The sequence below is a fragment of the Streptomyces sp. NBC_01006 genome, from assembly GCF_045162725.1.
GTDB lineage: Bacteria > Actinomycetota > Actinomycetes > Streptomycetales > Streptomycetaceae > Streptomyces.
Window position 1 is genome coordinate 422,225 of sequence record NZ_CP108700.1, and the last position, 19,991, is coordinate 442,215.

Sequence of the window (19,991 nt, forward strand, 5' to 3'; positions counted from 1 at the left end):
CGGCCATCACGAGGTACTCATGCGACGTCACCCCGCTTACCTGGCAACCCTGTTCGCCGTTGTGGCAGCCCTGTTCGCGATCCTGCCCGGCGGTCTCGGCACCGCCGCGGCTTCCCCCTCCCCCGTCACCGTCGTCAACGCGACGCAATTCACCGATCCCGCCGGCCGGCCCGTCCACGCCCATGGCGGAGGGGTCATCAAGGTGGACGAGTACTACTACTGGTTCGGAGAGGACCGGAACCCTGACAACAGCTTCCGGTACGTCTCCGCCTACCGCTCCACCGACCTCAAGACATGGGAGTTCCGCGGCCACGTCCTGTCCCAGGCCACCGACCCGGAGCTGGCCACCGCCAACATCGAGCGCCCCAAGGTGATGTACAACCGCGCCACCGGACAGTTCGTCATGTGGATGCACAAGGAGGGCAGCGCCACCGACTACGGCGAGGCCCGTGCCGCGGTGGCCGTCTCCTCCACGGTCGACGGCGACTACTCCTGGCACGGGAGCTTCCGGCCGCTGGGGCACATGTCCCGGGACATCACCACCTTCGTGGACACTGACGGCACCGGCTACATGATCTCCGCCGCCAATGAGAACGCGGACCTGCACATCTACCGGCTCACCGCCGACTACACCGGCATCGAGACCCTGGTAAAGAAGTTGTGGGCCGGCCAGTCCCGCGAGGCTCCGGCCCTGTTCAAGCGTGACGGTGTCTACTTCCTCGTGACGTCCGGTGCCACCGGCTGGTCCCCCAACCAGCAGAAGTACGGCACTGCGGACAGCGTCACCGGCGCCTGGAGCTCGCTGAGGGACCTGGGCGACGGCAGGACCTACGGCTCCCAGACGGCCTTCGTGCTCGCGGTCGAGGGCACCTCCGGTGCCACCACCCACCTGTACATGGGCGACCGCTGGGGCAACTCGATGGGCGGAACGGTCAACGATTCGCAGTACATCTGGCTCCCGTTGAAGTTCCCGACCAGGACCACCTTGTCCATGGACTACTACCCTCAGATCATCATCTCCACGGAAGCCGGCACCGTGCGGGGAATCGGGGACTGGAACACCCTGACGGCAGCGCACAGCGGCAAGTGCGCCGACGCCGCCGACTGGTCGGTGGCCGAAGGCGCCGCGCTGATCCAGTGGACCTGCACGGCGGGCAGCGTCAACCAGCAGGTGTGGTTCCAGGGCTTGGGAGACGGCACGGTGCGGATCATGCTCCGCCACAGCGGGAAGTGTCTCGCGACGCGTCCCCCGATGACGGCGCCGGCGTCGTCCAGACGACCTGCGGCGACGCGCCCGGACAGAAATGGAAGACGTCCCAGGCAGGCCCGACCGGCATGCGGCTCGTCGCCCAGCACAGCGGTAAGTGCATCGACGTCGCGAACCAGTCCTGGGCCGACGGCGCGCGGCTCATCCAGTGGACGTGCAACGGCGGCGACAACCAGAAGTGGCGGCGCTCGGCCGTCTGACCGTCGCGCCTGCGCCCCGGCACCGGTGGGGCCGTGTGAACCCACGGCGTGGGTCACGGCCCCACACGACCGCCGGGGCCGTCAGTCCTCGACGGGGCCGAGGTCGGGCGCTTCCCGGAAGGCCACGTTTCGTTCCCGGCCGGGTGCGTGCAGTTCGAGTACGACGACTTCGTTCGCACCCGCACGCAGCACCGGGCCGGGTACGTAGAGCGAGCGCTGGGGACCGCGGGACCAGTAGCGGCCGAGGGCGAAGCCGTTGACCCAGACGCAGCCCTTCGTCCAGCCGTCGAGGTGGAGGAAGGTGTCGGCCGCCCGGTCCGCGTCGAAGGTGCCACGGTAGAAGGCCGGTCCGATCGGCGTGGCCGACCTGGCGCCGAACGGAAGGTCCTGCGGCGCGGTGAGCGGCAGCGGACGGCTGGTCCATCCGTCGAGCGGGGAGCCGTTCAGCAGAACGCGGCCGAGCAACCCCTTGCGGTCGTGGATGCCCTGGCCGTAGTTCACGCGCCCCTGGTTCTCCACGAGAACGGTCAGGACGGTGCCCGGCCGCGGGACCGCGAAACTGAGGGAGTGCTCGTGCCTCTCGCGCTCCAGCACCCCGACGGGCTGGCCGTCGAGGAAGACCTGGGCGCGGTCGCGCACCTGCTCCAGTTCGAGCAGAGCGGGCCCCGCGTCCGGCAGGTCCGCCTCGTACAGCACGAACCCGTAGTTCTGCCCGAGTTCCTCCATCGTCAGCGGACGGCGTGAGGCGACGGCGTCCCCGAGGGCGGGCGCGGCGTCCAGCAGACCGATGCTCTCGGTCAGCTCCACCGCCGCCAGGCTGAACTTCCCGGCACGTGAAGGCGGGAACTCCGCCGGGACCGGGGCGTATTTTCCGATGACCTTGCGGAAGGCGGTGAACTTCTCGGTCGGGTCTCCGGCCTCGTCGAGAGGGGCGTCGTAATCGTAGGAGGTGACGGTCGGCCGGTAGGTGTGCTTGTCGTTGGCGCCGTTCATGAAGCCGAAGTTCGTACCGCCGTGGAACATGTAGAAGTTCACGGAAGCACCCGTCGCGAGCAGCTCGTCGAGCTCCTGGGACGCCTGCTCCGCGCCGCGGACGACGTGGTTTCCGCCCCATCGGTCGAACCAGCCGATCCAGAACTCCGTGCAGAGCAGCGGCCCGGACGGCCGGTCGGTGCGCAAGGTGGCGAGGTGCGCAGCCGACCGGCTGCCGAAGTTGGCGGTGGCGAGCACTCCCGGCAGCGCCCCTCGTTCCACGTCGGCCGGCTGGTCACAGGTGAAGAGAGGGACGTCGACCCCGTGGCGGTACAGGGAATCGGCGAGGTGTTCCAGGTAGGCGGTGTCGTCTCCGTACGCCCCGTACTCGTTCTCCACCTGTACGGCGAGCACCGGCCCGCCCCGGGTGGCGAGCCGGTCGTGCAGCGGGGGCAGGAGCCGGCCGAAGTAGTCGTCGACTGCGGCGAGGAAGTGCGGGTCGCGGCTGCGCAGCCGCATGGACGGGTCGGCCAGGAGCCATGAGGGCAGGCCGCCACCCTCCCACTCGGCGCAGATGTAGGGGCCGGGCCGCAGGAGTACGTGCAGCCCCTCGGCGGCGGCGAGATCGAGGAACCGGGGCAGGTCGAGGCCGCCGTCCATGCGGAACACGTCGGGCCGCGGCTGGTGGAGGTTCCACGGGACGTACGTCTCCACCGTGTTGAGCCCCATGAGACGGGCCTTGTGCAGCCGGTCGCGCCAGAGGTCGGGATGGACACGGAAGTAATGGAGTCCGCCCGAGAGGATGCGGAAGGGATCGCCGTCGAGCCGGAAACCGTCGTCTTCGATCTGGAGAAGGGGCATGCGCGTGCTCCTCAGCTGAGCAGGGATGCGCGGATCGCGCCGTGGGACTGTCGCCTCTGAATGTTTGCGTAAACATTCGCGACATGGCAAGCCCTGCCATCCCTTCCATGTGTCTGTCACGCTCTACGGCCGGGTCGTGCCCAGGAGCAGCTGCCCCACCGAATCTCTCAGGACGGAGCACGCCTCGGGGTCCAGGCCGTCGTCGGAGACGAAGTAGTCGATCTCCGACAGGGCGATGAACCGGCTGAGGCCCACGACCCCCCATTTGGTGTGGTCCGCGACCACGGCCACCTGAGTGGCGCAGTCGATCATCGCGCGGTTGGTCTGGGCTTCCGCGAGGTTCGGAGTCGTCACTCCGGCGCGTTCGGACACGCCGTGGGCGCCGACGATGAGCAGGTCCACCTGGAGCGAGCGGATCGCCTGGTCGGCGAGAGGTCCGACGAGAGAGGCCGACTTGGTGGGAGTGCCGCCGGTCAGGAGCAGCGTGGGGCCCGCGGGGCCCGGCTCGGCCCCGGTGGGACGCAGGAGCTGGGCGACCGGCAGGGAGTTGGTCACCACCGTCAGACCCGCGACGTCCCGGAGCCGCGCCGCTACCGCGTAGGACGTCGTCCCGCCGGAGATGGCGACGACACTGCCCGGTTTCACGAGAGCGGAGGCCGCCTCGGCCACCGCCGACTTGGCCCGCGACTCCATACCGGCTTTCGTTTCGAACGGTGGTTCGTCTCCCGTGGTGACGGAGGCACTGATGGCGCCCCCGTGCACCTTCGACAGGGAACCGGTGCGGGCCAGTACATCGAGATCGCGGCGGATGGTCATGTCCGAGACACCCAGCTGCTCCACGAGATCGGCCACGCGCACGGCACCGTCGCGGCGCACGATGTCGAGGATGAGAGCCCTCCGCTGGGGTGCGAGGCGTGCTGACTCGGTCACGATCTCGTCCCCGTTCCTGTGAGCGCCGTCCGTGTGCGCCGTCAAAGTCACACGGCATTCCTCACAAACGAACAGTCTACGTCGCCGGGCTTCGGCCTCACCGCGTTCTCACACGATGCGCCGGGCGCCGACGGCCGGGGAGACCGGGAACAGGTGCGGAGCCTGGTACCCGGCCGCACGGAACGCAGTGGTGACAGCGGCGCCGATCACCTCCACCCGGCCCGCCTCCGCCAGCACGATGACGGACCCGCCGAAACCGCCACCGGTCATGCGAGCCCCGAGAGCCCCGTGCGCCAGGGCCGTGTCCACCACGAGGTCGCTCTCCGCACAGGAGATCCGGAAGTCGTCGCGCAGCGACGCGTGACCGTCCGTGAGGATCGGCCCCAACGCCGCCAGGTCCCCGGCCCGAAGGCGGGTGACGGCCTCGGTGACCCGTGCGTTCTCCGTCACCACGTGCCGGACCAGGGGCACCAGGTGGGCGGGGAGCGCTCCGGCTGCCCCGGGCAGGTCCGCGGGAGTGAGGTCGCGCAGTGCCGCCAGCCCGAGCAGACGGGCGGCCTTCTCGCACCCGGCCCGCAAGGCCGCGTACGCGCCGTCGCCGAGGTCGTGCTTCACGCGGGTGTCTACGACCAGCAGTCTCATCCCCTGTTCCTCCGGAGCGAACGGGACCTGCTCGTGGGCGCCGGCACGGATGTCCAGGTGCAGGGCCGCGCCGGCGGTGCAACAGGCGGAGGCCAACTGGTCCATGGCCCCGCACGGCACCCCGGCGAAACCGTTCTCCGCGCGCTGGCCGATCAGCGCGAGGGCGGGTGCGCTCAGCTTCATCCCGTAGAGGTCGTTGTAGGCGAACGCGACCGCGCACTCGAGCGCGGCGGAGGACGAAAGGCCCGCGCCGGCGGGCACGGTGCTGTCGATGTGGAGGTCGGCGCCCCCGAGCCGGTGTCCGGCCTCGCGCAGCGCCCAGACGACCCCCGCCGGGTAGGCGCCCCATGTGGTGACGGCTCCGGGGGTGAGTCGGGCGACGTGGAGGTCGATGACCGGGCCGTCCCCCTGGGCGCTGTGCAGCCGCAACCGGCCGTCCTGTCGCCGCCGCGCCGCGACCAGGGTGTGCTGGGGGATGGCGATGGGCAGCGCGAAGCCGTCGTTGTAGTCGGTGTGCTCGCCGATCAGGTTGACCCGGCCGGGCGCTGCCCAGACCCCCTCCGGGTAGGCGCCGTAGATGCGCCGGAAGGCCTCCTTCACGCGGTCACCTCGCGTACGCGGGTGCCGTCGTCAGCTCCCGCGACGTCGGAGTACCGCAAGGACACGGCTGCCGGCCCGCGGGCCGCGGCCTCGCCGGTGATCAGGGTCGGATCGTCCGGCACGGTGACCGCGTGGCCGGCCGCGGGGAGCCGGGCCGTGACCGCGCTGCCGGTGCAGCCTGCGCCACCGGTGACGAGGTACCTGCTCATGACGCTGCCTCGCGGAGCCGCCGGGCCGCGTCTTCGGGGGCGATGTCGTTGACGAAGGAGTCCATTCCGGATTCGACCCCGGCCAGGAACTTGAGCTTGCCTGCCGACCGGCGGACCGTGAACAGCTCCAGGTGCAGGGCGAGTTCCTGTCCACCGGTCTTCGGCGCCTGGTGCCAGGCGGAGATGTAGGGGGTCGGGGCCGCTTGCGCGGGCTCCCCTTCTTGACGGAACAACCGGTCGAACCTGCGCAGCAGCTCCAGGTACATCCCGGGGAACTCGGCGCGTTCGGCCTCCGAGAGGTGGGTGAGGTCGGGGACGCGGCGATGGGGGTAGAGGTGCACCTCGTACGGCCAGCGGGCGGCATAGGGGACGAACGCCGTCCAGTGCTCCCCCGCCAGGACCACGCGCGACGTGGCGACCCGGGCCTCGGCCAGCAGGTCCTCGAAGAGGTTCCCGCCGGTGACGGACCGGTGCGTGTCGGCGACGGCGATCATCTTGGCGGTCCGCGGCGGGACGAAGGGAAAGGCGTAGACCTGCCCGTGCGGGTGCGCGAGGGTGACGCCGATCTCCGCGCCGCGGTTCTCGAAGCAGTACACCTGCTCGATTCCGGGAAAGGACGACAGCCGCGCGGTGCGGTCCGTCCAGGCGTCGAGTACGAGCCGGGCGCGGTCCTCGGTCAGATCGGCGAAGCTCGCTCCGTGCTCGGGCGTGAAGCACACGACTTCGCAGCGTCCGACGCGCCCCGCCAGGGAGGGGAAACGGTTCTCGAACACGGCCACGTCGTAGTCCGCCGCCGGTATCTCGCTGTGGCGCCCGTTCCCGGAGGGGCACAGGGGGCAGGCGTCGGTCGGCGGGAGGTGGACGCGTCCCTGCCGGTGCGAGGCGATCGTGACCCAGTCGCCGGTCGCCAGATCCAGGCGCAGCTCCGGGTTGCTGTCGACGGGCTCCGGCGCACGCCGGTCGACCGTGTCGCGTTCGGCGCTCTCGTCGAGGTCGTAGTAGATCAGCTCGCGACCGTCGGCGAGCTTCGTCGTGGTTCTCTTCACGGAAACGTGCCCGTCTCTCGGAGTACGGTACGGCGGCTATGGCGGGCCATACGTCGACAAGAGTAAACAGAAAACAACTGAAGTCAACGTGCGATCCTGTCGGCTGCGCGAGCGGCGGTGGGCGCTGCGGGGCGAGCCCGTCGTCTTGCACCGCCGCAGCAGGACGAAAGCGCCGGCCAGGGCCGCGGCGCCGCCCACGGCGCCACCGACGAGACCGGTCCGGCCGGACGAGGAGGCGGACGGCCAACCCGTGGGGGTGGGGCCTTCACGCGCGTTGCGCGGGGACCGGCCTTCCGGTACTGCGCTCTCAGGCGCTCACCCGTGGCTGAAGCTGCCGCGACCGCCAGCGGTGGGTACCGGCAAGGTCGCCCCGCCACCGGACGGGTGGACGACGCTCCGTGAGTTGCGGTCTCCCCGCGGCCGACTCACTGTGTCGCCGTTCCGCACTTTCCTGTTGCTCGACCGTCACGGCCGACCATAACGCCATGCCGTATATGCGACCAAGAGGTGCCGGCGAATGCATTGCACCGCTGCCGGATGCGCCAAGAGGCGTGCAGCGTAATCAATTTCCGGGCGAATCCTCGCCCGGAACAATTGCTTGACACCCGCCTGATGCATGGTCAAACGCACGACGCGCCCTCATATGAGCGTCGAAATGCCGCTTTGGTTCTGAACGATTCGGGGCGCCGGCGCGCATGGCTCCGGATGAATACGCGCGAAGGCGGACGATGGCAGGGCCCACCCGGCCATGGTGCGCCGCCCGGCGTCACGCCCCCCGGGTGTCCGCCAGGATCAGCCGGCCGACCTGCTCACCGAGGACGGTGCGTGCCTGCTCGGCGAGTCCGTCGTCTGACACGAAGTAGTCGATCTCGGACAGGCCGGCGAACCGGCTCAGCCCGACGACGCCCCACTTGCTGTGATCGGCCACAACGGCCAAGCGCGTCGCGGCGGAGATCAGGGTGCGGTTGGTCTCCGCCTCCGCGAGGTTCGGAGTGGTCACCCCGGCGCGCTCGGAAACGCCGTGCGCGCCGACGATGACGAGGTCGACTTGCAGGGAGCGGATCGCCTGGTCCGCCAACGGCCCGACCAGGGAGGCGGACTTGGTGGGCGCCCCGCCCGTGACCAGCAGGGTCGGGGCCGCGGCGCCGTCCTCCGTCCGGAACGACCGCAGCAGCTCGGCGACGGGCAGGGAATTGGTCACCACGGTCAGGCCCGCGATGTCGCGCAGACGGTGGGCGACGGCGTACGTCGTCGTGCCGCCGGAGATCGCCACGACACTTCCGGGCTGCACCAGTTGGGCGGCCGCTTCGGCGACCGCGGCCTTGGCCGCCGACTTGAGGGTGGACTTGGTCTCGAAAGCGGGCTCGTCGCCTGTGGTGCCGGATGTACTCACCGCCCCGCCGTGCACCTTCTCGACCGACCCGGCCTTCGCGAGCACGTCCAGGTCGCGGCGGATGGTCATGTCGGACACCCCGAGCTGCTCCACGAGGGCGGCAACGCGCACCGCTCCCTTGCGGCGCACGGTATCGAGGATCAGTTCTCGCCGCTGGGCCGCCAGCGGTGCCGACTCCGTCACAGTCCCACCCAATGATCTCTAGCAAATTCCAGACAGAGATCAATTGTACACGGCATCCAATAAGGGCAGGCAAGGGGTGCACAGGACCTGATCTGCCGAACGTTCGTACCGAAGGACGGATTTACCGGGATGCGTATCCGATTGGCCAGCACTCGTGACCGTCACCAGACACCATTATGACGAATTGGGGCGGCGCGCACCGAAAGGCTTCTCCCCCGATCCCCTCTCCCTCTCCCTCCCCCTCCCCCGCCTTGCGGCTGATCGTGTCTCAGGCCGGAGGACGTTTCGCCCGACGAGGCCCGCCCTCCCGGGCCGGGCCTCGTCGTACCGACCGCACTACCGTCGTGTGCGCCGTGTCAGTGGGGCAGCCCGACGGCCCGTTCGCCGCTGCGGCGCTGCTGGATGACGACGGCGGCGACGAGGAGGGCGCCCTGGGCGACGTTCTGCCAGAAGGTGTTGATGCCCTGGACGGTCAGTCCGTTCTCCAGCGCGCCGAGCAGCGCCACGGCCAGGAGCGTGCCGCCGATGCCGCCCTTGCCGCCCTTGAGCGCACAGCCACCCAGCGCCGCCGCCGTGATGGCCTTGAGTTCGAGGCCCTCGCTTCCCGAGACGGGCTGCCCCGAGCCGGTCCGCGCGGTCAGCAGGATGCCCGCGACCGCCGCGACCACACCGATGAGCGCGTAAACGGCGACCAGGTACTTGTTGATGTTGATGCCCGCCAGCCGCGCCGCGGTGTCGTTGCCGCCGATCGCGTAGATGTTGCGGCCGATGTCCGTGTACTTCAGCATGACGTGCACCGCCAGCGCCACGACCACCAGGATCCAGATCATCACCGGTACCCCGGCGATCTTCCCCCGGCCGAGGAACACGAAGAGGGGGTCGTTGAGGACGTAGCCCTGCGCGCGGCCGTCGGAGACGAGCTGGGCCACGCCCTTGTAGGCGGCCAGGCCCGCGAGCGTCGCGATGGTGGGGTTGACCCGGCCGTAGACGATGGCGACGCCGTTGACCACACCCACGAGGATGCCGATACCGATCGCGGCGGCCATCCCGAGGTAGGGGTTGGATCCACCGGACGTGAAGACCATGGCGCTCACGACGGAGGCCAGGCCGGCCTGGGAGCCGACGGATATGTCGAGGCCACCACAGATGATCACGACCGTCTGGACGATGGCGAGCAGCCCCGTGATCGTCACCGCCTCGCCGATGACCTGGATGTTGGCGAGGCTGAGGTAGTTGTCGTTGAGGAACCCGAACAGGGCCAGGACGAGGACGAGGGCGCCGATCAGGCTGAGGTTCTGGCCGCCGAGCGAGGAGAGCAGGGGGCCTCCGCCCTTCCGCGCCGGAGCGGGAAGGTTCTCGGTGGTGGCCGGCGTCTGGGTGGTGGTCATCGAGCGTCTCCATCGGCGGAGTCGGTGAGCGGTCGGTCGGATGAGACGGGGGCGAGGTCGTCTGCCATGGCGAGGTTGAGGATGGCCTCCTCGGTGGCTTCCGACCGGTTGAGCTCGCCGGTGACGCGTCCGTTCTGCATCACGACGATCCGGTCGGCGAGGCCCAGGACCTCGGGTAGTTCGGAGGAGATCACCAGCAGGGCGACCCCCTCCCGAGCGAGGTCGGCGATGATGCGGTAGATCTCGGCCTTGGCACCGATGTCGATCCCGCGCGTCGGCTCGTCCAGGATCAGGACCTTGGGCTTGCGCAGCAGCCAGCGGGCGAGCACGACCTTCTGCTGGTTTCCGCCCGACAGTTTGCGCACTTCGTGCTCGATCGAGGGTGTGCGCACCCGGAGCCTGTCGGAGAAGTCCTGCGCCACCGCCCGCTCCTGGCGGCTCTGGACGAAGCGCCAGCGGCGCAGCCGGTCCAAGCTCACCAGGGAGGTGTTGTCCCGGATGGAACGGTGGAGGAACAGCGCCTGGGCCTTGCGTTCCTCCGGGGCGAGTCCGATGCTCGCGCGGATCGCGTCCCTGGGGCTGCGCAGACGCAGGGGGCTGCCGTTCACGGAGACGCGACCCGATCGGATGGGCCGGTCGCCGGCGAGGGCGAGGGCCAGCTCGGACCGTCCGGCCCCCATGAGTCCGGCCAGGGCGACCACCTCTCCGGCACGGACGTGGAGGTCGACACCGCTGACGTCGTCGGTGGTCACGCCTTCCAGCTGCAGGACCACCTCGTCGCGGGCGACGTCCTGTCGCACGAACAGGGAGGACAGGTCGCGGCCGACCATCAGGCGGACGACCTCCCCCTCGTTGGTGTCGCGGGCTTCCAGCACGCCGGCGACCGCTCCGTCGCGCAGGACCGCGATGCGGTCGGCGAGACGGAAGATCTCCTTCATGCGGTGGGAGACGTAGATGACGGCGATGCCCTGGTCCCGGAGCCGGTCGATCAGGCCGAAGAGTGCTTCGACCTCGTTCTCGGAGAGGGAGGAGGTGGGCTCGTCGAAGGCTATGACCTTGGCGTCACCGGTCAGCGCCCGCAGGATCTCCACCAACTGGCGCTGTGCGGCAGTGAGTTCGGATCCCAGTTGATCGGGGTGGATGACCTTCTCGAATCCGAGGCGGGCCAGGTCGGCGGTGATGCGGCGGCGCAGCTCGGCCCGGTCGAGGCGGCGCAGGGCGGTGCGCGGCAGAGCCCCCGCGTACACGTTCTCGGCGACCGAGACGTGCGGGATGATCTCGGGTTCCTGCGGGATGATGCGGATCCCGGCCTTGTGGGCGTCGTGCGGTGACGACAGGGTCCTCGGACGCCCGCCCCAGACGATGCTCCCCTCGGTGGGCTGGTGGTCACCGGTGAGGATCTTCAACAGGGTCGACTTGCCCGCGCCGTTCTCCCCCATGAGGGCGGTCACCCGGCCCCGGGGGAAGGCGAGCGTGACGCCGCTGAGCGCCTGTACCGCACCGAACCGTTTGGTGATGTTCTCGACGGAGATCTCTTCGCCGGGATCCTGGTCGGGGGCGGGTGGCTCTGTACCGGCTGTGGTCATGGGGGCCTCGCAAGCTGGGGTTACGTGGGGCGTTCGTGCCGGCGACGCTGCTGGTCGGCGGTGGTGGTCTGGACGGGTGGCGGGTACGGCTGCCGCTGCGGCGGGCCGTACCCGTCCTGGCCTCGGGCTCGGGCTCAGCTGCAGGTGATGCCCGCGTCCTTCCAGTTGGAGGCGTCGACCATCTTGGTCGGGGCGAAGGCTTCCTTGGGGAAGTCCTTGCCGTTCTTGAGCTTGTCGTACATCGTCTGGACCGCCAGGGCACCGACGTCACTGCCGTTGATGAAGAGCGCGGCCTTCATCCCGGACGGCTTGCCGGAGCTCCAGTTCTTGCAGGCGAGGTAGGCGCCGAGGCCGACGCCGATCACGTTGTCGGCCTTGAAGCCGGCGTTCTCCAGGGCGGTGACCCCGCCCTGGACGTTCTCGTCGTTGCAGCCCCAGACCACCCAGTGCTTCACGGAGGCGTTGGCGGTGATCGTCGCGGCGATCTTGTCCTGCGCGCCCGTCGGGGAGTTGTCCGTCGGCACGTCGATGTTCTGCACCGACGCGCCCGCGGCATCCGCGAACGCCTTCTTCGAGGCGCTGACACGGTCGGTGCACACGGTGACGTCCTGCTTCCAGGCCGATATCGTCCGCGTCTCCGCCGGGTTCCAGCCGGCCTTCTTGAATTCCTCGGCGGCCCGCTTGCCGACCTCGCCGCCCATCTGCTCGCCACTGAACCCGATGCGGGGCACCAGGGCATCGCCGCCGCAGGCGGCGGGGTTCGGGCCGGTGCTGCAGATCTGGTCGTCCGAGGTCAGGAGCGCCACCTTGCCGGTCTTCGCCAGCTGTACGACCTGCGGGCCCACGGCCGGGTCGGGAACGACCACGATCAGCCCGTTGCTCTTCTGCGAGATGGCCGCCTGGGCCTCGCTCACCGTCTTGTTCGCGTCATTGCCCAGGTTCACCACCTTCAGGTCGATGCCGAGCTCACTCGCCTTCGCCTTCGCACCGGCGGCCTCGCCGATGAAGTACTCCTGGTCGCCCTGCTTCTGCAGATAGGTCAGGGAGATCTTCCCGTCGACCTTCCCGACGTCCGCGGTCCCGCCCGTCGTCTCCTGACCACTGGAACACGAGGACAGGACGAGCATCGTGGCCAGGCTCAGGGCCGCGGCGGCTACAGGGCGGTGGTGGTGAGTGAGCATGTCGATCCCTTTGCTTGAACGGTCGCACCGGGCGACCAGTGGGGCACTTGAGATGGGGTGGGGTTCGGTCCGGCCGTCGTGATCGCCGCCCGGGGCTGCAGGTCCCGGCGGACCGTGCGAGGGAGAGGTGTCCGACCTCGGCCGGCAAGCCCCAGGGGACGATCCCCTCGTGATGGAATCCGCCACAGTCGGCCGTTTTCAAACTTGATGCAACAGAGAAAAGCGCTGTTTCCGTCATAAGTCAACAGTGCGAAGCGGGGGTTTCGGATTGATGCGCCCCCGTGACCTCCAGGGGCACTCCGGAGCCGCAGGGCCGCCCCTGCGGCCGCTGGCGAGCGGTCCGGCCGAAGGCCGCGGGGCGCCGCCCATGCGGCACGGTACGCCGCAGACGCCCACATCGACAGACCTGACCATGTTGATTCACATCGGAATGTGTCTGAATCTGTTTGAATACCGGCGCAAGGGTGCTTACCCGGTGGGCTCGTTCCAGCGCTGCTCGGCCGCCGGGCCCGTACGGCCGAAGGCGACGGGTGCTCCGGGCCCACCGCTCCTGGACGTCACGGCGTAGCCCGGTGCGATCCGAGGTTTGATGCGCCCCGTCGCATCGGTGGAGAAAACCAGGTTGTCCCCCTCGGCCCTGCCGAATGCCGAGCACGACCAGATGCCCACGCCGTCCCCTGTGGAACCGCGCGCGTCCATGCAGTAGCCCGGGTTGGCGGCATTGTGCAGGAGGCCCATGTCATCGAGGCGCCACTGCTGCGCCGGCGCCCCGGCACGGCAGCGTGCGGTGATGACGTCGACGCCGTTGGAGAAGGTGCCGCCGCGGACGTCCAGACACAGACCGGTGGCGGAATTGACGGCCGGAACGTACGCCGAGGCCCGGAAGGGTTGTACCGGATCGGCCGTCGCGGCCTCCGTGGTCGGTGTGGGGCTGGGCGTGGGCCGGTCGCTGGGCGTGGTCCGGTCGCTGGGCGACGGCCCCGTCGCGGAGGGCGACGCGCTGGGCGAACGATGGGGTGAGGCGGACGCGGAGGGCCGCGCCCTGCTCCCCGACTGAGTCGGCGACCCCGCGCCGCCTGCCTCGACGTGCACTTGCGGTGGCTGCCCCTCAGCCGCGACGGGCGGCTCGGGCCCCCAGGCCGCAGGGACGACCACGGCGAGCGAGCACTCCGCCCGAGGCGTCCCGGTCCCCCGGCCCGCTCCCGAACCCTCCCCGGGGCGTACCGCCGACAGCGGGGAACGGGCCGGTGCGTACGCCGTCTTCGGCGGCCCCGTCCACGCCCACGACCGGCACGCCCACCGGTACGAACGCGGCGCCGGCCGCCGGCCGGCAATCCGGCAGTCCGAGCACCGTGCCGGCCTCCCCCACGGCGCCGACGGCCCCCTCCGAGAAGCCGACGCTGCGCCGGCACGACGCGGGGCCTCAGGTCACCGATCTGCAGCGGCGCCTCGCGCAGCTGGGGTTGTGGTCCCTCCCCCAGCGAGGACGTTACGACCAGCACCTCGACGACGCGGTGAAGCGGTTCCAGGCGAAGTACGGCGTCCGTGGCGACCCGCCGGGGGTCTACGGCCCGGCCACTCGGTGGCGGCTGGAGTCCTTGACCTCCTGACGCCCGGCCGGCCGCCTCGTGAGCCCCGCGCGGGGCTCAACGCCTCACCATTCGGCGAGGGATCCGTCGGCCCGTCGCCACACCGGGTTGCGCCATCGATGGCCGGTCTCGGCGGCGCGTTCGACGGCCTTCTCGTCGACGTCGATGCCCAGTCCGGGTGCGGTGAGCAGGGCGACGTGGCCGTCCTCGTAGCGGAAGACGGACCGGTCGGTGAGGTAGTCCAGCAGGTCCGACCCGGCGTTGTAGTGGATCCCGAGGCTCTGCTCCTGGATCAGCAGGTTGGGTGTGGCGAAGCCGACCTGGAGGCAGGCGGCCAGCGCGATCGGGCCGAGCGGGCAGTGCGGCGCCAGGGAGACGTCGTACGCCTCGGCCATCGCCGCGATGCGCCGCACCTCCGAGATCCCACCGGCGTGCGAGAGGTCGGGCTGGGCAATGGCGATCCCCTGTTGGAGCACCGGCTTGAAGTCCCAACGGGAGTACAGCCGTTCTCCGGTGGCGATGGGGATGCTGGTGGAGCGCACGACCTCGCCGATGTGGGCGCTCATCTCGGGTACCACCGGTTCCTCGACGAAGAACGGCAGGTACGGCTCCAGGAGGGGAAGCACCCGCCGTGCCATGGGAAGGGTGAGGCGGCCGTGGAAGTCCACGGCGATGTCGAAGCCGTCGCCGACCTCCGAGCGGACGCTCTCCACCCGTTCGACGATGTCGCGGACGGCGCGCGGCGTGTCGATCAGTTCCAGCTGGGGCGAGGCGTTCATCTTGATGGCCGTGAAGCCCTCGGCCTTGCGGGCGGCGGCCTGCTGCGCGACATCGGTCGGCCGGTCGCCGCCGATCCAGCTGTACACCCGGGCCCGGTCCCGGACGTTGCCGCCGAGCAGCTGCCACACCGGCACGCCCAGCGCCTTGCCCGCGATGTCCCACAATGCCTGGTCGATGCCCGCGACCGCGCTGGACAGGACGGGGCCGCCTCGGTAGAAGCCGCCCTTGATGAGGACCTGCCAATGGTCCTCGATGCGCATCGGGTCCTGGCCCACGAGATGGTCGGACAGTTCCTCGACGGCGGCCGCGACGGTGTGCGCGCGGCCCTCGACGACCGGTTCTCCCCAGCCGGTGATGCCCTCGTCGGTGTCCACGCGCAGGAAGCACCAACGGGGGGCGACCAGATAGGTCCGCAGGGATGTGATCTTCACTTGGACTCCTTCTTCACGGCCCAGCCGCCGTCCACGGTCAGGTTCGTTCCGGTGATGTACGAGGCGTCGTCGGACGCGAGGAAGGCGACGGCGGCCGCCACTTCTTCGGGGTGGCCGAGCCGCCCGAGGGCCGTGGCGCGGGCGGAGAGCAGGCGGCCCTCCTCGTCCACGTCCTGCCAGTTCTCGGTGAGGATCGGGCCCGGCAGCACGGAGTTGAACCGCACCTGCGGCCCGTACTCGACCGCGAGCTGGCGCACGAGCGCGCACATGCCTCCCTTGGCCGCGGCGTAGGCCGGATGGCCCGGCAGGCTGCACAGAGCGTGCACGCTGGACGTGGCGACGAAGGAGCCGCGGGCGGCGCGCAGGTCGTCGAGGAACGTCCGGACGGCCAGGTAGGGCGCCTTGAGGTTGACCGCCATGTCGCGGTCCCAGCTGCTCCCGGGCAGCTCGTGTGCGGGCGCGTACGTGTGGGTGAAGGCGTTGCTGTGCACGACGGCCACCGGGCCGAACAGCGTGTGGGTGCGTTCCCGGAGACGGATCCACTCCTGTTCGGAGGAGACGTCGCACCGTACGAACTCGGCGCGGCCGCCGCCGTCGCGGATCTGCCGCGCGACTGCGGTACCCGCCTCCTCGGCTATGTCGGCGAGGACGACGGCCGCTCCTTCGGCGGCCAGACGTACGGCGCTGGCTGCGCCGATGCCGGACGAGGCGCCGGTGACGACGGCGGTTCGCCCTGTGAATCGGTTCATGACTGATCTTTCCTGTGCTGTCGTGGGCCGGAATGCCGCTGGACGGGACGCCCCGGTCAGCGGGTGACGTCGTCGCCGTGGAGGAGGTCCAGTTCGGCGCGTCGGGGCAGGCCCTCCCAGTCGCCGGGAGCGGCTACCGCGAAGGCCCCGCACGTCGCGGCGAGCTGCAGACGGCCGGGGAGGGGCGCACCGTCGAGGAGTCCGGCGAGGTACCCGGCGACGAAGGCGTCCCCGGCGCCGATCGGGTCCACCAGGGTGACCGGCACGATGTCCTGGACGGCCTCCCCGCCGTCCGTGGCCGCGAGGGCTCCTCGGGCGCCGAGCTTCATGACGGCCTCGCGCGGGCCGAGCAGGAGCAGGGCGCGCGCCATGGAGGCGGGATCGGCCTCGGGGACGACCAGGGCGGCCTCGTCGGGGCCGGCGAAGACGATGTCGGCGCGGGTGACGAGGTCGGAGAGCTCGGCCGCGGCCTCCTCCCGGGTCCACAGCCGGGCCCGGTAGTTGAGGTCCAGGGAGACGGTGACTCCGGCGGCGCGGGCGAGGTCGACGGCCCGCCGGACCGCGGCGCGCGGGGCGTCGCCGAGGGCGGAGGTGATGCCGGTGACGTGCAGGACGCGGGCCCGGGTGACGAGTTCCGGGTCTATGTCCTCGGGAGCGAGGCGGGAGCCGGCGAGTCCGCGCCGGTAGTAGGTGACGCGGGTGTGGTCGGGTGTGCGGCGTTCACGCAGCATGAGTCCGGTCGGTGCGGCGTCGTCGACGCGGGCCCGGCTGATGTCCACGGCCTCGCCCCGAAGTCCGTCGAGGATCATGGTGCCGGAGCTGTCGGCCCCTACCCGTCCGGTCCAGGACGCCGGGTGGCCGAGGCGGCTGACGCCGATGGCGACCGTGGCTTCCGCACCTGCGAACCCCAGGCGGAGCGGGGTGCCGCAGGCCAGCGGGCCGGGCCGGTCGGCGGCCAGGACGGCCATGGCCTCTCCGAGGGTGACGAGCGCGGTCATGAGCGGATGCCGTCCAACAGCGTGGCCGCCCGTTCGCGCAGCGCGCCCAGGTCGCCGCCCTCGCAGGCGTCTCCGACCAGTGGGCTTCCCATGCCCAGGGCGCTCGCCCCGGCTGCCATGTAGGCGGGGGCCTGGTCGAGTCCGATGCCTCCCGTGGGGATGAGCGGGATGTGGGGCAGGGGCGCCCGGACGGCGCGCAGGTAGTCCGGGCCTCCGATGAAGGCGGGAAAGAGCTTGACCATGGTGGCGCCCTCTCGCCAGGCGGCCACGATCTCGCTCGGCGTCAGGGCGCCGGGGAGCACGGGGACGGCGAGGCGGCGTGCCTCCACGATGACGTCCAGGCAGGTGGCCGGGGTGATGAGGTAGGTGGCGCCGGCCTCCACGGCGCGCGTCGCGTCGGACGGTGTCATGACGGTGCCCGCGCCGAGGGCCAGTTCGGCGGGCCTGGACTGGGCGTACTCGCGCAGTGCGGGCAGGACGTCCGGGGTGGTGAGGGTGAACTCGACTGCTCGGATGCCCGCGTGGTGAAGGGCGTCGGCGGTGGCGGCGAAGCGGCGGGGCGAGTGCGAGCGCAGGATGGCTATCGCGGGGGCGGCGGCGAGTGCGGGGACCAGGTCGGTCATGATGCGCAACCTCGGGGGTCGTGAGGGGTGGTGAAGGACGCGGGGTACCGCGCCGGGTCGTCGGCGAAGGGCGGAACCGGCACACCGGTGGCGCCGGGCCGGCAGATGAAGATCCGGCCGGCGAGCGGCTCCGCCGAGAGCTGCTCGGGCGTCAGCCCGTCGGCCGCGGTGGTGATCATCAGGAGATCCAGGTCCGGGCCCGCGAAGGCGCAGCTGGACACCTGTGAGGCGGGGACCGTCACGACGGCGTGGAGTGCGCCGTCGGGGGTGTACGCCCTGACCTGCCCGGCTCCCCACACCGCCACCCAGATGCGGCCCTCGGTGTCGACCGCCAGGCCGTCCGGCACGCCGGCGGAGCCGGTGACGGCGAAGGGGCGGCGGGCCGAGAGGGCGCCGGTGACGGGGTCGTGGTCGAAGACGTCGACGCGGCGCGTCGGGCTGTCGGCGTAGTACAGCAGCCGGCCGTCCGGGCTCCAGCCGAGGCCGTTGGAGATGGTGACCGAGTCGATCACGACCGTCACGGTGCCGTCGGGGTCGAGGCGGTAGAGGGTGCCCGCGCCAGGGGTCGCGTCGTAGGCCATGGTGCCGGCCAGCAGTCGGCCGCCGGGGTCGCACTTGGCGTCGTTGAACCGTCGCGGCGTGCTGTCGTCCGGCCCGACCGGGGCGGAGAACTCCGTGACCACCCCGGCGTCGTCGACCCGCAGGAAGGACGTTCCGGCGGCCGCGAGGAGCCCGCCGGACGTGCAGGGCGCGACCGCCCCGACGGGCCGGTCGAGGCTGACGGTCGTCCTGGGCCCGAGGTCCGGCAGGCCGCTGTCGTCATCGCGGGCCACCAGACGAGCCCGGTGGACGAGGCCCGCCGTGATGTCCACCCACAGCAGGTCACCGCGTCCGGCGTGCCAGACGGGTCCCTCGGTGAGGCGTCCCGGCACGGGCGCGCACGGCAGTGCGGTCAGGTGCATGGTGTCGCTCCTCTCTTGTGCGACGAAACTCTAGGAGTTCTTCTAACCCATGTAAATACTCATCGTCCAACGCCTGGAATAAGCTCCTCCTCACCCGAGAGCCTCTGCCACGACACGGATCTGCCACGACACGGAAGGACGCACTCCATGGCGAAACGCACCGCCCAGGACATCCGCCGCCGCAACCGGTTCGACGCGCTGCGGTGCGTCTTCGCCGCACCCGGCCCCGTGAGCCGACAGGAGATCGCCGCAGCGACCGGACTGTCCTTCGCCACCGTGGCCAATCTCGTCGCGGAGCTGCTGGAGGCGGGAGTGCTCCGCGAGGCCGGCCACGAGGACTCGAAGGGCGGACGCCCGCGGGCACGCCTCGCGGTCAACGCGGAGCGCGGGACGCTCATCGGGATCGACGTGGCCGAGACGTCCGTCCAGGTCGAGCTGTTCGACCTGGCGCTGACGGTGCTGCGCAGCGTACGGGTGCCGCTGCCGCAGACCGATGTCCGGCCGGAGCACGTGGTCGACGCCATCGTGACGGGGGTCGAGGGCCTCTCGGACGCCACGGGCGTGACCCCGCACATCCTCGGCGCGGGGGTCAGCGTCCCCGGCCTCGTCGAGCGCGAGGGCGGCGTGTCCGTCTTCTCGCCCTACTGGTCCTGGCGCGACGTGCCACTGCGCTCCCTTCTCGCCGAGCGCCTCCCGATGCCCCTGTACCTGGACAACCCGCTCAAGGCCGGTACCGTCGCCGAGATGTGGTTCGGCGCCGGACGCGAGGTCGACGACCTCGTCGTACTGACCCTCCGGGCCGGCGTCGGCGCGGGCATCGCGGTCGACGGAGCGCTCTACCGGGGCGCCACCAACAGCGCCGGGGAGTGGGGTCACACCTGCCTGGTCCGCGGCGGCCGGGAATGCCGGTGCGGCCGGCAGGGCTGCGTCGAGGCCTACGTCAGCACCCGGGGCATCACCCGCACCGTGCGGGAACTGGACGGGGAAAGCCCCCTCCTGGACCCGGACGAGGACGCCGTCGTCACCAAGGTCGCCCGCGCCGCGGCGGCGGGCGACGCCGTGGCCGCCGAAACCGTGGCGCGGACCGCCCGCTACCTGGGGGAGGCCGCGGCCGATCTCCTCAACCTGTTCAATCCTCAGACCCTGGTACTGGGCGGGTGGGTGGCCGACCGGCTCGGCGAACCGCTGCTGCGGCAGACCCGCGACGTCATCGCGGCGCACGCGCTGCCGGCGACGCTCCAGGCGCTCAGCTTCCAGCTGAGCACCGTGCCGGACAACCCGGTGAGCCTCGGAGCCGCCACCTTCGCTCTGGAGGGCTTCCTGGACGACCGCGAGACTTTCGGCACCGTGGCGGCGGGGCGCCGTGCCGCCAGGGCGGCGAAAGCCCGGACGTCCTGAGGG

Annotated in this window: 18 protein-coding genes and 1 pseudogene; 4 read left to right on the top strand and 15 right to left on the bottom strand. The window is 70.8% G+C overall.

All coding sequences use genetic code 11. From position 1 onward, the window contains the following. Window positions 1-19 precede the first annotated feature (19 nt). Window positions 20-1,467 (top strand): annotated as a pseudogene (locus tag OG509_RS01860) (RICIN domain-containing protein). An 81-nt stretch (window positions 1,468-1,548) separates the two neighbouring features. On the opposite strand, the gene OG509_RS01865 reads toward OG509_RS01860, so the two are convergent. The 10 genes from OG509_RS01865 to OG509_RS01910 form a co-directional block, all read right to left on the bottom strand. Then, window positions 1,549-3,300 (bottom strand): glycoside hydrolase family 35 protein, encoded by a 1,752-nt coding sequence (locus tag OG509_RS01865; RefSeq protein WP_406179481.1) that lies wholly within the window; start codon window positions 3,298-3,300, stop codon window positions 1,549-1,551. Between the two features lie 123 nt (window positions 3,301-3,423). Further along, a complete protein-coding gene (locus OG509_RS01870; RefSeq protein ID WP_406179483.1) occupies window positions 3,424-4,230 on the bottom strand; it encodes a DeoR/GlpR family DNA-binding transcription regulator in 807 nt (268 codons plus the stop codon). A gap of 108 nt (window positions 4,231-4,338) precedes the next feature. Beyond that, window positions 4,339-5,472, bottom strand: a complete 1,134-nt coding sequence (gene galK / locus OG509_RS01875) for a galactokinase (protein WP_406179485.1) — start codon at window positions 5,470-5,472, stop codon at window positions 4,339-4,341. Next, window positions 5,469-5,681, bottom strand: a complete 213-nt coding sequence (locus tag OG509_RS01880) for an NAD-dependent epimerase/dehydratase family protein (RefSeq protein ID WP_406179487.1) — start codon at window positions 5,679-5,681, stop codon at window positions 5,469-5,471. Before OG509_RS01880 ends, galK begins: the two co-directional genes overlap by 4 nt. Next, complete coding sequence (galT, locus tag OG509_RS01885; RefSeq protein ID WP_406179488.1) at window positions 5,678-6,727, bottom strand: galactose-1-phosphate uridylyltransferase; 1,050 nt, start codon at window positions 6,725-6,727, stop codon at window positions 5,678-5,680. Before galT ends, OG509_RS01880 begins: the two co-directional genes overlap by 4 nt. Window positions 6,728-7,493: 766 nt before the next feature. Next, on the bottom strand, window positions 7,494-8,303 hold the full coding sequence (locus tag OG509_RS01890) for a DeoR/GlpR family DNA-binding transcription regulator (RefSeq protein ID WP_406179489.1): 810 nt from the start codon (window positions 8,301-8,303) through the stop codon (window positions 7,494-7,496). Between the two features lie 356 nt (window positions 8,304-8,659). Beyond that, complete coding sequence (locus OG509_RS01895) at window positions 8,660-9,691, bottom strand: ABC transporter permease (protein WP_406179491.1); 1,032 nt, start codon at window positions 9,689-9,691, stop codon at window positions 8,660-8,662. Continuing rightward, entirely contained in the window at window positions 9,688-11,277 is a 1,590-nt protein-coding gene (locus tag OG509_RS01900) for a sugar ABC transporter ATP-binding protein (RefSeq protein WP_406179493.1), read from the bottom strand. Before OG509_RS01900 ends, OG509_RS01895 begins: the two co-directional genes overlap by 4 nt. A gap of 134 nt (window positions 11,278-11,411) precedes the next feature. Beyond that, window positions 11,412-12,458, bottom strand: a complete 1,047-nt coding sequence (locus OG509_RS01905) for a substrate-binding domain-containing protein (protein WP_406179494.1) — start codon at window positions 12,456-12,458, stop codon at window positions 11,412-11,414. Window positions 12,459-12,926: 468 nt separating this feature from the next. Further along, a complete protein-coding gene (locus tag OG509_RS01910) occupies window positions 12,927-13,298 on the bottom strand; it encodes a ricin-type beta-trefoil lectin domain protein (RefSeq protein ID WP_406187444.1) in 372 nt (123 codons plus the stop codon). A 4-nt stretch (window positions 13,299-13,302) separates the two neighbouring features. Between OG509_RS01910 and OG509_RS01915 the strand changes: the two genes are divergently transcribed. Then, window positions 13,303-13,515 carry a hypothetical protein gene (locus OG509_RS01915; RefSeq protein WP_406187850.1) on the top strand — a complete coding sequence of 71 codons (213 nt, stop codon included), beginning with the start codon at window positions 13,303-13,305 and terminating at the stop codon, window positions 13,513-13,515. Between the two features lie 190 nt (window positions 13,516-13,705). After that, window positions 13,706-14,068, top strand: a complete 363-nt coding sequence (locus OG509_RS01920; protein WP_406179496.1) for a peptidoglycan-binding protein — start codon at window positions 13,706-13,708, stop codon at window positions 14,066-14,068. Window positions 14,069-14,112: 44 nt separating this feature from the next. Here OG509_RS01920 and dgoD read toward each other — a convergent pair whose 3' ends face one another. The 5 genes from dgoD to OG509_RS01945 are packed head-to-tail and all read right to left on the bottom strand — an operon-like array spanning window position 14,113 to window position 18,590. Next, entirely contained in the window at window positions 14,113-15,258 is a 1,146-nt protein-coding gene (gene dgoD, locus OG509_RS01925) for a galactonate dehydratase (RefSeq protein WP_406179498.1), read from the bottom strand. Continuing rightward, window positions 15,255-16,007 (bottom strand): SDR family NAD(P)-dependent oxidoreductase, encoded by a 753-nt coding sequence (locus OG509_RS01930; protein WP_406179500.1) that lies wholly within the window; start codon window positions 16,005-16,007, stop codon window positions 15,255-15,257. The genes dgoD and OG509_RS01930 overlap by 4 nt, the downstream gene beginning before the upstream one ends. 56 nt (window positions 16,008-16,063) lie before the next feature. Next, complete coding sequence (locus OG509_RS01935) at window positions 16,064-17,005, bottom strand: sugar kinase (RefSeq protein WP_406179502.1); 942 nt, start codon at window positions 17,003-17,005, stop codon at window positions 16,064-16,066. Continuing rightward, the gene (locus OG509_RS01940; RefSeq protein ID WP_406179503.1) at window positions 17,002-17,628 is read right to left on the bottom strand and encodes a bifunctional 4-hydroxy-2-oxoglutarate aldolase/2-dehydro-3-deoxy-phosphogluconate aldolase; all 627 of its coding nucleotides are present in this window, start codon (window positions 17,626-17,628) and stop codon (window positions 17,002-17,004) included. The genes OG509_RS01935 and OG509_RS01940 overlap by 4 nt, the downstream gene beginning before the upstream one ends. Further along, a complete protein-coding gene (locus tag OG509_RS01945; protein ID WP_406179505.1) occupies window positions 17,625-18,590 on the bottom strand; it encodes an SMP-30/gluconolactonase/LRE family protein in 966 nt (321 codons plus the stop codon). Before OG509_RS01945 ends, OG509_RS01940 begins: the two co-directional genes overlap by 4 nt. Window positions 18,591-18,737: 147 nt before the next feature. On the opposite strand from OG509_RS01945, the gene OG509_RS01950 reads away from it, so the two are divergent. After that, entirely contained in the window at window positions 18,738-19,988 is a 1,251-nt protein-coding gene (locus tag OG509_RS01950; RefSeq protein ID WP_406179507.1) for an ROK family protein, read from the top strand. Window positions 19,989-19,991: the final 3 nt, after the last annotated feature.

What these genes read in the sequence shown, in the direction of transcription:
- OG509_RS01940 (WP_406179503.1), bottom strand. Translation starts at nt 17,628, where the DNA reads ATGACCGACCTGGTCCCCGCACTCGCCGCCGCCCCCGCGATAGCCATC.
- OG509_RS01945 (WP_406179505.1), bottom strand. Translation starts at nt 18,590, where the DNA reads ATGCACCTGACCGCACTGCCGTGCGCGCCCGTGCCGGGACGCCTCACC.
- OG509_RS01930 (WP_406179500.1), bottom strand. Translation starts at nt 16,007, where the DNA reads ATGAACCGATTCACAGGGCGAACCGCCGTCGTCACCGGCGCCTCGTCC.
- OG509_RS01935 (WP_406179502.1), bottom strand. Translation starts at nt 17,005, where the DNA reads ATGACCGCGCTCGTCACCCTCGGAGAGGCCATGGCCGTCCTGGCCGCC.
- OG509_RS01950 (WP_406179507.1), top strand. Translation starts at nt 18,738, where the DNA reads ATGGCGAAACGCACCGCCCAGGACATCCGCCGCCGCAACCGGTTCGAC.
- OG509_RS01880 (WP_406179487.1), bottom strand. Translation starts at nt 5,681, where the DNA reads ATGAGCAGGTACCTCGTCACCGGTGGCGCAGGCTGCACCGGCAGCGCG.
- OG509_RS01895 (WP_406179491.1), bottom strand. Translation starts at nt 9,691, where the DNA reads ATGACCACCACCCAGACGCCGGCCACCACCGAGAACCTTCCCGCTCCG.
- OG509_RS01865 (WP_406179481.1), bottom strand. Translation starts at nt 3,300, where the DNA reads ATGCCCCTTCTCCAGATCGAAGACGACGGTTTCCGGCTCGACGGCGAT.
- OG509_RS01900 (WP_406179493.1), bottom strand. Translation starts at nt 11,277, where the DNA reads ATGACCACAGCCGGTACAGAGCCACCCGCCCCCGACCAGGATCCCGGC.
- OG509_RS01905 (WP_406179494.1), bottom strand. Translation starts at nt 12,458, where the DNA reads ATGCTCACTCACCACCACCGCCCTGTAGCCGCCGCGGCCCTGAGCCTG.